At 47.5% G+C, this 15337-nt stretch carries 16 protein-coding genes; 14 read left to right on the top strand and 2 right to left on the bottom strand.

What is annotated here, in order from left to right; genetic code table 11:
- Positions 1–123: 123 nt before the first annotated feature.
- The 10 genes from RIC19_RS23970 (at position 124) to RIC19_RS23925 (ending at position 10583) form a co-directional block, all read left to right on the top strand.
- Positions 124–459 (top strand): IS1 family transposase, encoded by a 336-nt coding sequence (locus tag RIC19_RS23970; protein ID WP_350180923.1) that lies wholly within the window; start codon positions 124–126, stop codon positions 457–459.
- 544 nt (positions 460–1003) lie between these two features.
- Positions 1004–2515 (top strand): PD-(D/E)XK nuclease domain-containing ATP-binding protein, encoded by a 1512-nt coding sequence (locus tag RIC19_RS23965; protein WP_350180921.1) that lies wholly within the window; start codon positions 1004–1006, stop codon positions 2513–2515.
- A 254-nt stretch (positions 2516–2769) separates the two neighbouring features.
- Positions 2770–3684: a DUF6624 domain-containing protein gene (locus tag RIC19_RS23960; protein ID WP_350180920.1), complete on the top strand. Its 915-nt coding sequence runs from the start codon at positions 2770–2772 to the stop codon at positions 3682–3684.
- 51 nt (positions 3685–3735) lie between these two features.
- A complete protein-coding gene (locus tag RIC19_RS23955) occupies positions 3736–4509 on the top strand; it encodes a TlpA family protein disulfide reductase (protein ID WP_350180919.1) in 774 nt (257 codons plus the stop codon).
- A complete protein-coding gene (locus tag RIC19_RS23950) occupies positions 4506–5336 on the top strand; it encodes a hypothetical protein (RefSeq protein WP_350180918.1) in 831 nt (276 codons plus the stop codon). Before RIC19_RS23955 ends, RIC19_RS23950 begins: the two co-directional genes overlap by 4 nt.
- 128 nt (positions 5337–5464) lie before the next feature.
- Complete coding sequence (locus RIC19_RS23945; protein WP_350180917.1) at positions 5465–6310, top strand: DUF6624 domain-containing protein; 846 nt, start codon at positions 5465–5467, stop codon at positions 6308–6310.
- Between the two features lie 342 nt (positions 6311–6652).
- Positions 6653–6847 (top strand): helix-turn-helix domain-containing protein, encoded by a 195-nt coding sequence (locus RIC19_RS23940; protein ID WP_350180916.1) that lies wholly within the window; start codon positions 6653–6655, stop codon positions 6845–6847.
- A 211-nt stretch (positions 6848–7058) separates the two neighbouring features.
- Entirely contained in the window at positions 7059–7937 is an 879-nt protein-coding gene (locus RIC19_RS23935) for a hypothetical protein (protein WP_350180915.1), read from the top strand.
- A 2-nt stretch (positions 7938–7939) separates the two neighbouring features.
- On the top strand, positions 7940–9382 hold the full coding sequence (locus tag RIC19_RS23930; protein WP_350180914.1) for a hypothetical protein: 1443 nt from the start codon (positions 7940–7942) through the stop codon (positions 9380–9382).
- A 22-nt stretch (positions 9383–9404) separates the two neighbouring features.
- The gene (locus RIC19_RS23925) at positions 9405–10583 is read left to right on the top strand and encodes an outer membrane protein assembly factor BamB family protein (RefSeq protein WP_350180913.1); all 1179 of its coding nucleotides are present in this window, start codon (positions 9405–9407) and stop codon (positions 10581–10583) included.
- A 39-nt stretch (positions 10584–10622) separates the two neighbouring features.
- Here RIC19_RS23925 and RIC19_RS23920 read toward each other — a convergent pair whose 3' ends face one another.
- A complete protein-coding gene (locus RIC19_RS23920) occupies positions 10623–11117 on the bottom strand; it encodes a YkgJ family cysteine cluster protein (protein WP_350180922.1) in 495 nt (164 codons plus the stop codon).
- 94 nt (positions 11118–11211) lie between these two features.
- Here RIC19_RS23920 and RIC19_RS23915 point away from each other — a divergent pair, with 94 nt between their 5' ends.
- On the top strand, positions 11212–12123 hold the full coding sequence (locus RIC19_RS23915; RefSeq protein WP_350180912.1) for a DMT family transporter: 912 nt from the start codon (positions 11212–11214) through the stop codon (positions 12121–12123).
- 419 nt (positions 12124–12542) lie between these two features.
- Positions 12543–13094 (top strand): DUF4240 domain-containing protein, encoded by a 552-nt coding sequence (locus RIC19_RS23910; RefSeq protein WP_350180911.1) that lies wholly within the window; start codon positions 12543–12545, stop codon positions 13092–13094.
- Between the two features lie 224 nt (positions 13095–13318).
- On the opposite strand, the gene RIC19_RS23905 is transcribed toward RIC19_RS23910, so the two are convergent.
- Entirely contained in the window at positions 13319–13675 is a 357-nt protein-coding gene (locus RIC19_RS23905) for a nuclear transport factor 2 family protein (protein WP_350180910.1), read from the bottom strand.
- Between the two features lie 132 nt (positions 13676–13807).
- Here RIC19_RS23905 and RIC19_RS23900 point away from each other — a divergent pair, with 132 nt between their 5' ends.
- Together RIC19_RS23900 and RIC19_RS23895 are read left to right on the top strand one after the other, a co-directional pair.
- Complete coding sequence (locus RIC19_RS23900; RefSeq protein WP_350180909.1) at positions 13808–14308, top strand: DUF1761 domain-containing protein; 501 nt, start codon at positions 13808–13810, stop codon at positions 14306–14308.
- A 636-nt stretch (positions 14309–14944) separates the two neighbouring features.
- Positions 14945–15337: AraC family transcriptional regulator (locus tag RIC19_RS23895; RefSeq protein WP_350180908.1), on the top strand; the 393-nt coding region annotated here is incomplete at its 3' end.

Raw genomic sequence — 15337 nt, 5'->3', positions numbered from 1 at the left:
GTTAAACAAACGGGAAATCACTCCGTGATAAAGGCTGTCAAAGCAGCTCAATGATTCTTTGCTTACTACTTTTTCCATCCCGCAAAGTTAAACAGACGCGCTCATTATCGGAATGATATTTAAATTGAGAATTGCTGGTATATTATCGAAAAAACAACCCGAAAAGTCATTGCATTTATCTTCGGCCCCAGGACTGACGAAGTGTACCAAAAGTTAATAAATTTACTGCCGAAAAAATTGATTGATATCTTATACACAGATAATTGGGGCAGTTACAGTAAAATTAAATTTGCCCCAATCCATATTGTTGGGAAAATTAATACAAAACGGATTGAGAGGAAGAATTTAGACTTGAGGACTAGGGTCAAAAGATTGAATAGAAAAACGATCTGCTTTTCGAAATCCGAAATTATTCATGACGCAGTAATCGGTTCTTTCATCATGAATCACATGTTTTAAAATCCTCATTTAAGCCACCACCGATTTTTTTTGACAAGAAAACCAAGGGGCTGCTACAGAAAGAAATACAAAAGGGCAACCTTCCTCCAAACCTAATTGCTAAGTCAATAGCGATCATGCTCCGTACGAATGAACTATGCAGGCAGACAAAGGCAAACCTGCTTCAGTTTGTCAAAGACTTAGCCATCGAATCAGAGGTTGTGCAGGGAGAAACCTTATCGGAAATGCTAAAGCAAAAAGAGCCGGTAGCATGCGAGTAAAGCTTTGACTTGGTATTTGCTCTGCTTTGGTATAGTTACTGGGTGAGATATACCCTAGTTATACATAGTTCTCCTTTCCGAAGCGCAACAAAAATCAGAAGAAATTTTAAACCGGCAGCGCCTCCCGCAACCGCTTCACCACCTCATAAGAGGCCGGGCAGATCGCCGTATTCTTCAGCGTTAAATCCAGGATTTGGGGAAGCGCTGTCCATAAGAGGCGACTTTGGCGTACTTCTGGTTGCCGCCCCTTGCGTATCCACTCCAAAAGGCTGTATCTTACCCCCATGAAGTACCCTATCGGCATACAGAGTTTCAGGGAAATCCGTGAGGGCGGATATGTATACGTGGACAAGACCAGGCAAATTCACGACCTGGTTTCAGAGGGGAAGTACTTCTTTTTGTCCCGCCCGCGCCGCTTCGGCAAGTCGCTCCTGTTGTCTACACTGTACGAACTGTATACTGGTCAGGAAGCGCTATTCCGGGATTTATGGATACATGCGCATTGGGATTGGGAGGCGGCGCTTCGGCCGGTCGTTTGGCTGAAGTTTGCTAGTTTTGGGTACAAGCAGCATTCCCTTAAGGAGGCACTTGAGATAGGGCTGAGGGAGGAAGCTGCGCGGCTGGGCCTTGACAGCTCTAAGGTAGGCCATAGCCATATCTTGAGCTGGCTGATCAGGGAGGCTTATAATACCTACGGGCAGAAGGTGGTGATCTTGATTGACGAATATGATAAACCCATCATCGATTACCTGGACGATATCCCTAAGGCGGAAGAAAACAGGGATACCCTGAAGTGGCTGTACTCGGTGCTCAAAGACGCTGACCCTTATATCGAGTTCCTGTTCCTGACCGGGGTGTCCGCCTTCAGCAAGGTGAGCATCTTTTCGGACCTTAACAACCTGTCCAACATCACCCTTTCCCCTCAGGGCTACACCTTGCTGGGCATCACACAGGAAGAGCTGGACACGGTTTTTGAAGCCCCGATGCAGGCCTACGACCGCAGCAAGGTACGCGAGTGGTACAATGGCTACAGCTGGGGCGGGGAGGAGCGCCTGTACAACCCGTTTTCCATCCTGCGTTTTTTACAGAGCGGGCAGTACCAGAACTACTGGTTTGAGACGGGCACGCCGACGTTTCTGGTGCGGGAAATGCGCAAGCACCGCTTTTACAACATGTCGGGCTTTCAGACCGCCATTAATGACCTGGTCAATTTTGATTACGCGCGCTTAAACCCTATTAGCGTACTGTTTCAGACCGGCTATTTAACCATCCGTGATTACGACTCTGAACTGCTCATCTATACACTTGATTACCCAAACCGTGAAGTGCGCTCCTCTTTGGAGCAGCTCCTCATGAGCGAATACATGGACTATCCGCCACAGGGTGCGCTGCCCAGGGTCGTTAATATCCTGCAAGCGTTGCGCCATCGGGATTTAGAGGCTGTGGTGGAAATCCTCAATGCCGCTTTCGCCGAAATCCCCTACGAGCACTGGCAAAAAGAGAATGAGCACTTTTACCATGCGCTCATCCACCTTACCTTCAGTCTTCTGGGTGCCTACACCCGCTCCGAAGTCCACACCGCCCGCGGCCGCTGCGATGCCCTTGTAGAAACCGCCGATTATCTCTACGCCTTCGAGTTCAAGCTCGACCGGCCGGTGGCAGAAGCCCTACAGCAAATCCGGGAGAAAGGCTACCTGTCGGCCTACGCGGATAGCCCTAAGGAGAAGATTGGCGTGGGCGTCAGCTTTTCAACTGCGCAGAAGGGGATTGTGGATTGGGCGGTGGAGGGAGTTTAGCTATGTGCTTTCGGGAAGTGTTAATATTTTCGGCTGACATTGCAACTTTCAAAATATTCGATTAAATTGAGTTTTTACTATTTTATAGTTCTTAAATCCTGCGCTCTATGAACTCCCCCCCCCGGTTCCCATTGCTTTTTCAAAACTTAATTTGGATTTTTCTATACGTTCTGGCAGTATTATCAGCCCGCTCTTGATTCCTTTAACCTTGCGCTAAATGGCAAGCTGTAGGTTGCCTAAATCTGTATATCTCTATGAAAACATTTCCGTTTTTTCTCATTGCCTTTGTTTTAATGTTGATTGTAGAAAGAGGACAATCACAAAGTTTCACCTTGTCTTATCAACAAGGAGACTCTTTGATGCAAGTTGAAGAGTATCAAGGGGCTTTGAATGCATACGCTAATGCATTTGAGATTTATGAACCCAATCATCCGCTCTCCTACATCAACCCTGCAATTGCGGCTGCTAAGGTCAACAAAGTAGACTTAGCGATCAATTATTTAGAGCAGGCTGCCCATTTCGGTCTGGATGATGCAAAGTATTTAGCCTACTTTTCCAAGTACAATGATCTTCAAGCTCATCCCAAATGGCCAGGTATAGAAAAGTCTGTCAACTCCCGGATAGATGGTATTAATAATAGACTCAAAGCGGAACTGGAAGCAATGTATGCACTAGATCAGGTAGTTCGTAATGTGAGTGGTTGCATTGATACGACAAATAGCATTAGTAAAGCCGAATATCGAGCATTCCAGCTTATTGTACAAGAAAAAGACAGTCTAAATCTGATACGTTTGGAAGCCATCATTAAAGCGCATGGGTGGCCTGGTATTTCCAAGGTTGGCATAAAGGCTAATCAAGCAGCATGGATTATCATCCAACATGCTAAACTTGAAAAACAACAACAGTACCTTCCTACCCTTAGTGCTTCAGTTGAGAATGGGGAATCTCAACCTAAACATTTAGCCTTACTTAGCGATCGAGTGCTTGTTCGTCAGGGTAAAATGCAATTGTATGGCACGCAAATAGACAACAGCGTTAACCCGCCTAAGCCATACCCGGTTAAAGATATTGAGAACGTTGATGAAAGACGTAGAAGGGTAGGATTGGAGCCCTTAAAGGATTATTTGATCAAGTTGGGCGTTTCTTTAGAAACTCTAAAAGAGGAATAATTTTGCTTTTAAGTTTCTATCTACAAAGAGCATGAGCCTGAAAAAATAAAAATGAAAAGAAACGCTTTAAACCTAATATTACTCGCGTCAATCGGGCTAATGGTTTCCTGCTTTAGTAACATTCGCTTGAGTGCATTAACAACAGCTATTCTTTTATTGACATTAATATCCTGTCAAACTTCTACCTCCTATGAAAATCACCTCGAAACCTGCCTGCAGAATGTACAAACCAGTACATTCGAAGTCGTTGGAACCGGCGAAACAGGTGTTGTTTATTCAGGGTTTGATGTGAAATGCCTGATTGGTGCTCCATTACCTGATTTTGAGGCAGTCGATATCGATGGCAGGAAGGTTAGTGCCTCCCGTTTGAGAGGGAAGGTGACGGTGATCAACTTCTGGTTCAAGAAATGTGCCCCCTGCATCGCAGAAATCCCGCAACTCAATCAGTTGGTGGACAAGTATGGAAATGGGGAAGTCAACTTTATAGCCCTGACGAGGGATGCCAAAGCTGAAGTACAAAAAGTGCTGGATTCAAAACCCTTTCACTTCAACCAAGTGCCCGATGCTGAAGCAATCATCAAAGATCGCTTCAGGATGATATTGGGCTATCCGAGTACCATAGTGGTAGATCAAACCGGGCATATTGTTGAGGTGTTCCAGGGCGCCAAATTGAAAACGGACCCTGCTGTTCCGGTGGCTGCTGCGGTTGATACTTTGCTGGGGCAGTTATTAGACAATGGTGAGAAAAAAGGGATATTTAACGAGAACTTGATTTGGAGACATTTGTCTGCCTCATTAGGAAATGATTTCAAGACCTTTTTATGAAGCTGAAATTCAATGCACTAAATTGTACTCGTTCCTGCCTCCTCTGCATCCTGTTAGTAGGTTGCAGTCCACCTAAACCATACATCCCTAATTGTCCGGAAGCACTTAGTGTCTCATCCTGTGAAGAATTTAAAGTGAAGCTGCTACAGGCGTATGAAGAGGGGGATGACTTTCAGGTAGCATTCCAATTGGCTAACCTGAAGGCTCCGAATGAACTTGTTTACAAACACTTCAAAAATGCAGTGCAAAACAATGTAAACCATTGTGAGTCCATCTTCGATATGAACAGAATGGCGGTAAATCATGGTTTTTATCAAAACCCTTACAAAGCGGATACTGCCCGATTTTACGAGGTTTTTAACCTTTGTCTTAAAATGCTTGGCGAAGATGCCTATGAAAAATTCGATCAAAAAGAAACACTTGAAGAAGAAGCCTACCGAAATAGCCGCCCTAAACTAGACTCCTCATTACTGATCCCTGATCTGATAGAAATACTGTCGCAAGCCCTGGAGGACGATCAGAAATACCGGGCTCAGCTTGGAGATCAAAGGCTGGATTTCTCAGAAAAAGACCGTGAGCAAATGTGGAGCCTGCAATCCCGGCTAGACTCGATTAACCTGCTCAGAATTGACACTGTCCTAACGCATCACGGATATCCGGGAACCCATCAAGTTGGCCATGAACTGGTCGATGTTGTCTGGCTTGTACTTCATCATCAAGTGGACATCAGCGTAAGGAAAAAGTACCTGAAAGAAATCGAAATACATCTTTCGGAGGGGCAACTAGAGGTATACAATCAAAGAACCAGAAACCTGGAAAGCAGGTAATAGTGTAGACTTGTGTCGAATCCAGAATCTGGGGGAAGCCAAAGTGGATGTCCGCTTTAACACCAAAATATGAAATGCCATGCTGCTATGATCCGGATAATGAATATCGTATAGTAAAACATAAACCTATGGACTCAAATTTAAACACCACAATCCGTCTTATTTACTTCTTTATTGTTCTTATGAGCCTATCCCTGGCAGGCTGTTCACAGAGAGGCAAAGAACCTCTAATGAAGCTATCGAGAGATGAAATATTAGAGCTGAAGGAAAATCAACGCTGGTCATTAGATAATGCAGCATTCGAGACAACCGATCGCGACAAAGCCACGGCTAGCGAACTAGAGCGCTTTAAAAGAGGGGAGTGGGCTGCTGACTACTATGTGGATGAAAGTCATAACATTCGAAGCGTTGTAATTCGGCCCGCAACGTATAAGGATAATATTTTAGCCATTCTGATTAAAAACATTGGTTACCATCCTGGCGACAAGGTTCCTCTTGTTTCTATTAATTGTGATAGTTTAGAGTTTATCATTGACGATCTCTACAGGCTGGAAACTGAAGAGATCAAGAACCTTCTCGATACAACTCCTCCTGACACATTAGATTTTTTTGACTTCCTGAGATTAATAATAGCGTCCATAGAGAAAGACTGTGGCCTTCCAACTTTGGAGGAACATGGAGAAAGAAGCGTCAAGGTATTTTGGTCGATGATACAGCATAATGAGAAGGAACAGATGGCTTATTATTACCGGTACATTGAAGGGTTAGTCCAATCCGGTGATCTGCACCCTGAAAGATTGGTTTTAGTGACCGACCGGTTACTGGTTTTCAACGACTATAAACAGGTATATGGCAGTCAAATTGTAAATGGCGAACTGCACCCTATTGAAAATCCCGACTCTGTTGATTACAGGAGGTTAGAAATAGGGTTGGAACCTTTGAGCGAGTATCTGAAAAGATTTGATTTAGAATAGGGCAAACGCACCAAAATATGAATGTGACTGGAGCACGGTTGGAACATGTCGCGGAACACGTAAGAGCGGGTGGCGGCTGCCGAAGTTGCATGTTCGACGGAGGAGTTTGCGAATTTCTAGCGTTTTTGCTTCCTTTTTTCGCGATGAAAAAAGGAAGAGCCTCACCCATACGGGCCCGGCTTGAGGTGAAGCCCAGTCAAAATCGCTTCGCTTCAGCATCTTTTCGCCCGTTTTCATGAAAAATTTATTCGGTGCGTTTGCCCTACTAGCGGTGATGTAATGCTTTGGAAATCAGATTTTTGTTTTATATTTAAGGGTGAAGACGCTTAAAGACCTGTATTTATGAAGCCAGAACCCACCGGATTTCCACCCAAGACGAGAAAGCAAATTGCAGAAGAGTACGGTATTAGCCGAAAGACCTTGTACAGGTGGCTGAATAAGGCAGGTATAGTGCTGGCACCAGGTTTGGTTAAACATGAAGACTTAAAGCTGATTTATGAAGTGCTTGGACCTCCTCCTCTCAGGAAACCTGCCTAGAGCAGAGTTGTGCGGAGATCGATAGACTTTAACCTGTCCCAAACTGTCCCAAACTGTCCCAAGTTATCTTTTTATATTTGTGTAATGAATTTTCGTAATTTATTCCTAAATGATTTAGAGGCTACATGGCAATTTAACGCCCAAGCAATATTGAACCGTAGGCGTGCCTCTCTAACAGTTGTGTACGGCATTTAACCATACCTTTGGATATATGTATTTTTCAAAATATAGCAGGAGAACAGCTCATCTGCTGGTGCTCGCCTTTCTGCTTGGCATTGCAGTAAGCTGTCAAAAGGAGCACCTTAGTGGTGAAGCTGACAGCAAAAGATCGGGTACAGAGCTGCCTGAATCAGCTGCGATAGCACTAAGCTATGATGTAATTGTTTCTACCTTTCTTATCCCTGAAAACCCGGACGATGCCGAATTGCTCAGCCCGGGCGAGCGGGCACTGGCTTCTCCCATTGTGGAAGGCAGCCGTGTAAAGCAGTTTATAAACAGAGATGGCACTATAGACGGAGAGATTCAGCGGATGGACCTGGAGGGCATGCCCAGCTACCCTGAGCCTCGCATTGGCGGTCCGGTTATGCCAAAAAAGTACCAGCCTCAGCGCATTGTGATTGAGGGAGGGGCGAGTACGTCCTACAACGCTGAGGGCGAAATCATAAGTCACTGTTTTCAGGGGGCTGAGACCGCTATGTATTTCCAACGCATAGCGGATGAGTTATCCGAAGGCACCATGCTTTCGGGGGAGGAATTTGACTATATGATAGAGGGGTTTGATGAGGCAGGTTTCGACGTATCCGTCAATAGTCAGGATAACAATATTGTCGAGCTGGCTCACGAGTTTGAGGATGCCCGCCGGACGGTCTTTTACCTGGACAAAGCACAGCAGCGCATTCGCGCACGGGCACACTACGATGCAGAAGGGCAGTTAGAGACTTTGTCCGACTATGTCTTCGAGCCAGGGGAGCCTGCCGTGCTTACCGCTCACCGTTTTGTCACTTTCTACGATGCCCCACGGAATGGAGTACGCATGGGCGTTTGGAAGACCGCCCAATTTCGCAATTTTGAATTGGAGAAAAACCTGTAATCATGAAGAACAACAAACTACTCAATACTTTTGCCTTAACGCTGCTGCTCTTGCCGGGTTGGGCGCTTGGGCAGCGCAATACGATTTGGCTGGATGGTGCAACGACCACGACATCCAAGGGATGGCGAGGTACCCCAAACGCCATGCGCGACTTTTACAATTACGATTTTGTAGACTTGGTTTCCACAAATTCAGCCGGTAGCCAGGAATATGACTTAAGTTTAGGCGTCAGGGACTTTGATATACCGACAAGCCCTACCGCTGCTATACAGATGGAGCCCATGCTAGACAATAGGAGTAATGTACTCGGCATTGCGCACGATTTCGGTGGTCTAGTATTGCGGGAATTGGCCAACCGGGACAATAGCTTGTCTGCCATGATTCTTGACGGGGTGCCCAATCAAGGCTCTTCGGCGGTCAGGATGGCTACATACCGCCAAATTCCTGATGCCAAGACTCGTGCCCAGTTGATACTTGAAAATGCTCAATCTGTCCAGGCTATGCAAGATTGCGACGACTGCAATGCTTTAGGCATTTTTGAAACTTGGATCAACGCCCTCTCCACTAGCAGTGTGGATGTATTCAACCAAATGGCGAATAGCAGCTCGCAGATAAATTATTTAAATGATAACCCACCACCCCCTGAAATTCCTTTCGCCATTCTGTGGGGCAGTGTGGAGGAGCTGTCATTAATGAGCCTCATGGACTCCCGCACATCGAATAATCCGTGGAGCACTCCTATCACAAGCTGTGCCGCGGAGGCCATGGAAAGGGCAAGAAAAGACTATGAGACAGACCTGGAAATATTGGGGCTGATCAGTACCGTAAGCGGTTTCTTCGGTAGGGCGCTGAGCGCATTTGGTGAGATTGTAGGAGAGTTTGCCGAAGGTGGAACCCCGTCTCCGGGTACGGTACTTTCCGCATATGGAGACTGGGTAGTGGCAGAACGAAGCGCGATCATTGAAGATATTGAGGCACAGCGGGAGGCCGATCAGGAGCTGGCGCGGATACTGCGCTGTGAGCTGTCTCATCAATTGCTGGCTTCCGAATGGCAGTTTGGGCTGATAGAGTATGGCACTGTAGAAGTAGGCACAGAAGAGGTACCACTGCTGCCGGAAGCCTCTCAGGCGCTTTGCATACAGTACTGTCAGGAGCAATTTACCGGCTTTCCGGGCTTATCTGTTTTTGGCAATTGTGTAGAGGATTGCATGGACGATCCGCCTACGCAAACCGTTACGGTCTACCTGCCGGAAGAAAACGATGGGCTGCTACTCAAATCTGAGCAAATGCTGGACGGCGCAGCGCACGTTTATCATTTGGAAGAGCACAACCACTTTCAGGAAACGGCCCTGTCCGGCCAGTCTTCTGAAGGGACGCTGAATCATGCTTTACAAGAACTTTTCGACGGAGCAGCAGGGCCGGCTTTTGCTGTGCCTAAACAATAATATTTGATTGGATATCTGACTTATGCGCTACCTGATTGTAGTTTGGGGGCTGCTGATAAGCTTGTCAGGCTGTTCCTCCGTCTTGCAGGAAAGCTGGGTGGTGCCCTGTTCCGGTCATTTTGAGTTTTACCCTTTGAATTGGGAGCAGTTGCTCATCCTGTCGTCAAGTTGCGATTCGGAGCCCTGCATTAAGGCGATTGATTTGCGCAGCGGTGAGGAAGCCTGGTCGCTTTCTGATACTCTATTCAAGCAGGTCTACTACAACTTTCAGCCCTACCTGGACGAGCGCTACCTGGTACTTCCGGTTGGGCGGGAACTGATTTGCCTGTCACCCAAAACCGGGGAAATACTTTGGCAAAGCCGGCGCAGCAGGTCAGGGGACTCTCACGTATTCGGGGATGGTCAATTCGTATATCGTTCCTATGTTGCAACGAGTGACAGCGCCTTTGAATGGATACGCTTTGACCTGGATTCCGGCAGGGATAGCCTGCTGCTCATGAGCCCGGTAAGCAAAGCTTCCCGCTGCCTTATGCGGTCGCCGGTGCCTTTTTTTGACGGGCGTGATAGTGGCTTGGTTAGCCCGGTGATCGATTATGAGCCCCGGGGGCTTACCGAAAGCTATCTGTTGCTTTGGAAGCAAGAGCAATCAGCCGCGGCAGTGCGCCATACCATTTATCCGGATAATGAACAAGGCAGAGGGCCTAGTTTGCCGCCGGTTGTCGCCGGGAAGCATTCCTGGTGGGTAGCCAGCCAGGATGTCGTCTCCTTTGATTTGGCCAATGAGAAAATAGTATGGAGGGTAACCTTGCCGCATGGGTTGCTCACTTCACGCCTGACCTTGCATGGTGACAACCTTTTTCTGGCTTGTGAAGATGAAAAATTGTACGCGATTGCTGCCTCCACCGGGAAGTTGCAGTGGTCATCGCCTATAGCTGGTACGCCGGGCCGGGTTTTCCATGCCCCTGAGGCCACTTACCTAATTGGTGGATCTGACCAGGTACTTTATGAAATTGACCGGCATAAGGGGCAAGTGTTAGATCGATATGCTTTTCAGGGTACCGGCCGAAAACTTCGCCGGGTGGCCTACTTTGGGCATGGTGTGGCTGTGCTCAATGATGGCCGTAATTGGCAGGCGGTGCCTCTAACTGCTTTGCCAACCCAGTTGCGAAGGCTCCAGGTCCCCGAAAACAATCGTAAATAGCTTGGGCGGGCAGGTCCGCCTGTTTTTCCGAAAAACTTGTTACGCCGGCAGCACCTCCCGCAACCGCTTCACCACCTCATAAGCCGCCGGGCAGATCGTCGTATTCTTCAGCGTCAAATCCAAAATCTGGTGGAAGCCCTTGTGGTTGGTGTGCGGGTATTCGGCGCAGGCCTTGGGGCGGTACTCGTAAATGGAGCAGTAGTTATCGCTACCGAGAAAAGGGCAAGGCGTTTCATTGAGGACGTAGTCGCCTTCGTCATCCAGGTGCAGGTACTGGTCCACGAATTCGGCAGGGCGCATTTTCAAATGGCTGGCGATGCGCTCAATATCGCGGTCGCGGAATATGGGGCTGGCCGACTTGCAGCAGTTGGCGCATCGCAGGCAGTCGGTATCTTCAAACACCTCATCGTGCAGTTGGGCAACGGTAGCGTCCAACTGCCGGGGCGGCTTCTTCCTTAGCTTTTGGAAATACTTTTTATTCGCCCGCTTATCGCTTTTCGCCCGCTGCTTGAGGTGCTGCAGGCGGGTAGGCATATCTTCTTTGAGCGGTTCCTCCTCCATCGTCACAACTTTTGATCCTGGCTCTGGTTTTTTAGTGGTCTGCATCAGAAAACAAAGATCGTAAATTTTGAACGCAACGCCCACTTCACCCAAAGCAACAATCGAACAGGACGGCCGGCCTGATCTGATGAGCTGGATTATCCTCGTTACCCTTAGCCTGATCTGGGGCAGTTCTTACATCCTCATCAAAAAAGGACTGGTGGTCTACTCCAGCACGGAGGTGGCTTGCCTGCGCCTGGCGATCTCTGCCCTGTGCTTCCTGCCTTTCCTGCTTTATCAGTTCCGGAAGGTGGACTGGTCGCGCTGGCCGTTTTTGGTTATTGTGGGACTCACGGGTACGGCTATCCCGGCCTTTATGTTCGCCATTGCTCAGACAGAGATCAGCAGTTCCATGGCGGGCGTGCTCAACTCTTTGGTGCCTTTGTTCACGCTCGTCCTGGGTGTGCTGTTATTCGGGGCAAAGGCGCGCTGGCTTAAGCTCTTGGGGGTACTCATCGGACTGGCAGGAGCGGCTACGCTCATCCTTTTCAGCCGGGAGGCGGGCATGGAGGGCAACCCCTGGTACGGGCTGCTGGTAATCGTCGGCTGCATCTGCTACGCCATCAATTCCAATACCATTGCGAAGTACCTGAAGGAGATGAAGTCGCTCATCATCAGTGCTACTTCTTTCACCATCGTGGGCATCCCGGCTTTTGCCTACCTCTTTCAGACCGATGTGCTGCCCAAACTGGAAAACACCACCGGTGCCTGGGAAGCACTGGGCTACGTTGCGCTGCTCAGCATCATGGGCACCGTGCTCGCCTCTCTGATTTTCTTCCAGCTCATCAAGCGTACCACTCCGGTATTTGCCTCTATGATCAGCTACCTGGTGCCTGTGGTGGCGGTTTCCTGGGGCTTTCTGGACGGAGAGGTGATTTCTGTGATTCACTTTGTGGGTATGGGGCTGATTTTGAGTGGGGTTTATTTGGTGAAACAGTGATTAGTTTTGCCTAAGGGAACGGCAGCGAAGGCGACTAGAGAAGCCAGTATCTGGGATGCGGAGAAGCCTCTTCTGTAGAAAAAAGCCGGACAGAACGCTTTTAGGGCAAACGCACCAAAATTTGAACGCGATTGGAGCACGCTTGGAACATGTCGTGGAACACGTAAGAGCGGGTGGCGGCTGCCGAAATTGCATGTTCGACGGAGGAGTTTGCGAATTTCTAGCGTTTTTGTTCACTTTTTGGGCGATGCAAAAAGTGAAAGCCCGCCGGCTTGAGGCGAAGAACAAACTAAATCACCATGCCCGAGAGCCTTCATCGCCCGTTTTCATGAAAACTTAGTTTGGTGCGTTTGCCCTAGAACGCTTTGCTTAAGTAAGTAGTTATTTCTCTTTATATTGAGGGTATCAATTCCGGATCAATGACAACCAAAATAAGTGTCCCACTATCTGAAGTAGACGAGCAGTTCCTGAAAGACCTAAAGGAGAAACACCCCAGCCATGCCCGGCTGTACATTCAGGTGGTTGATATGGACAGTACCCCTGCATTTAAAGAAGAGCACTTCTGGTCAATTATCGATTTGCTTGATTGGGATGCCAAAACCAGGAGTGAGGTACTTAAGCCAGCGGTGGCTGCTTTGGCACAACGGCCAAACAGTGATATCTACTTGTTTGAGGACTATCTGGCAGAAAAGCTGTTTTTACTGGATACCAGGGCGCATGCTGAAGCGGCTTATCCAAACAGCCGGATCTCCGAAGATGGGTTTTTATACGTTCGCGCGGCAGTATTCGCCAGGGGGCAGGCGTTTTTTCTTAGTGTTTTGGAATCGCCCTCGCAGATTGACCCGGAAGAAGATTTTGAGCCTTTACTTTCCCTATCGTCCCTGGCTTACGAAACTAAAAATGGAATTGTATTTGATTATACAGCTCCCGTAAGCTACGAGACTTACGCCAACGAAGCGGGATGGCAATAATCTCAGGTGAAAATCGGAAAACCAGATAAAACAATGGCTGCCCACATCATTACAGGCAGCCACCCAAAACATTACCTTTGCGTCTAAACTCGGAACGGAGGGGTTTGGGCGTTAGGCACAAACCCGACGCACGAGTTTACCGATATGCATCGGCACAGGTATGCCGACATGAAGCAGGTTTGCACCCCAAACCACTTCGTCGTCGGTATAGCTTAAGAAAAAATCTAACCAGCGTTATAGTAAAAACGCTCGTGCACGATCTGGTCACCTTCCCATTTCTGTACAGCCACCTGCTCCATCTGAACGCGGTTGCCATCCTTGAAGGTCACTTCCATCATGTTTTCAACAGTCGTGATCCCGTTTTCTTCGTCTGAAGTTAAGCTGTGTACCTGCAGGTCATGAAACTCCTGTACGTTGTTGAGGAACTGCTCCTCGTACTCCCGGCATTTCGCTTTGCCCACACGCTTGCCCGTCGGCTCTTCCATGATGACGCCCTCTGCATAGTACTTCTCAAAAGCGTCCATCAATTTGCCCTGACCGAGCATGTTGTAAATATCCTGTGCTTTTTCTTTGTAAGTCATAGTCGATTAATTTAGTGTTTAAACATTAAATGTTTGCACGCTGAAATAGTTCGCACCGGTTTGCCTTTTTTTGAAAAAAAGTACAGGGAACTGTGGTTTTGTCTATCTTTCAAGCTCTAAAACCTAAACACAATGGAAATTAACTGGATAGCAATCGCCGTAAGTGCCCTCATACCGTTGGTCGTCGGCGCCATTTGGTACAACCCCAAAGTACTGGGCAAAGCCTGGATGCAGGTAAGCGGAGTCACTGAAGAGCAGGTGCAAAATGGGAATATGCTGGTTATTTTTGGGCTGACCTACGTTTTCGGCCTGCTGGCCTCCTTTACTCTAAGTTTTCTTGTCGTACATCAGGGGCACATCTTCTCTGCTTTGGCCAATGAACCAGGCTTCGGGGAGGAAGGCTCGGAGATTATGCGCTACATTGAGGCGTTCATGGCTGCGTACGGTGACAACTTCCGCACCTTCAAGCATGGTGCGCTCCACGGCTTGATGACCGGGATCACCTTTGCTTTCCCTATTATCGCTATCATCGCACAGTTCGAGCGCCGCCCCTGGAAGTACATCTGGATACATGCCGGCTATTGGGCGCTGACCCTCATGCTCATGGGCGCTGTGATTAGCGGTTGGCAGTAGCAAAAAAAATACAGGGTTGTTGGCAATAGCAGGGTTGCAAGCAATCTTAATACTGAAGATCAAAGACTTATGAACGATGACGGTCGGTTTTTCGGCTGTTCAGAGGGTTAGTGGATTGTTTTGGACTAGTGGGTTGAGCCGGAATTGCCTGACGGTGTAAGGCTCAGCATCAGCAAGAGTTTTAGAGCTAAAAAAACTAGCAAGTAACTCGGTCTAGCCACAGCAAACATGCTCTTAGTCAGAACCATAAACCACTCTTAAATATATGCTCAGAGCCATTACCCTTGCTTTATTGGGCATTTTTGTTTAAATTAATAGTTGTAGCTATTAGGGTTTCTGCTTTAGGGTTCTACTCGGTTTGATAGAATCAAAAACAGTGCCTGGGCTGCCATAGTCAATCCTTTCTGTATCTGGGGCAGTGCCATGATTTCTCATTGTTCCCAGCTTTATAAAGCACAATACCGCAGCAATACGGTTGCCATTTCTTCCTATCGCAAGTCAATCATTTTCGAACCCCTTTCAGCTCTTGTGGCTAATTTGATCCGTCAAATGTGCTTCAGTCCAATTAGGGGGGGGATAGCTTGATTTAATGATGCCCTTTTAAGCATCATTAAGGAAAGGTTTAAAGCCGATGTTATGAAGCTATATATCAAATATATGGTCAGTCTACGGTGCAAAATGGTAGTCAGGGAAGAGCTAAAGAAACTAGGCTTGCACTACGTTATCGTTACTTTGGGCATGGTTGAAATCTTAGAGGATATTACGGAAGAGCAGAAGCGTCAGCTGAATGAAAACCTGCGTAAATCAGGGTTGGAGCTGCTGGATGACAAGAAAAGTATCCTGATTGAGAAAATCAAGAGTGTCATTGTAGAAATGATCCACTATGCCGATGAAGTTCCAAAAGTAAACTATTCTGAATACATAAGCGATAAACTAGGCTATAATTATACCTATCTGGCTAACACTTTTTCGGAGGTCAAAGGCATCACCATTCAACAGTACATCATCAAACATAAAATTGAAAAGGTG

The sequence above is a fragment of the Phaeodactylibacter sp. genome (assembly GCF_040219495.1).
Taxonomy (GTDB): domain Bacteria; phylum Bacteroidota; class Bacteroidia; order Chitinophagales; family Saprospiraceae; genus Phaeodactylibacter.
This window is presented reverse-complemented; position numbering and strand designations above follow the sequence as displayed.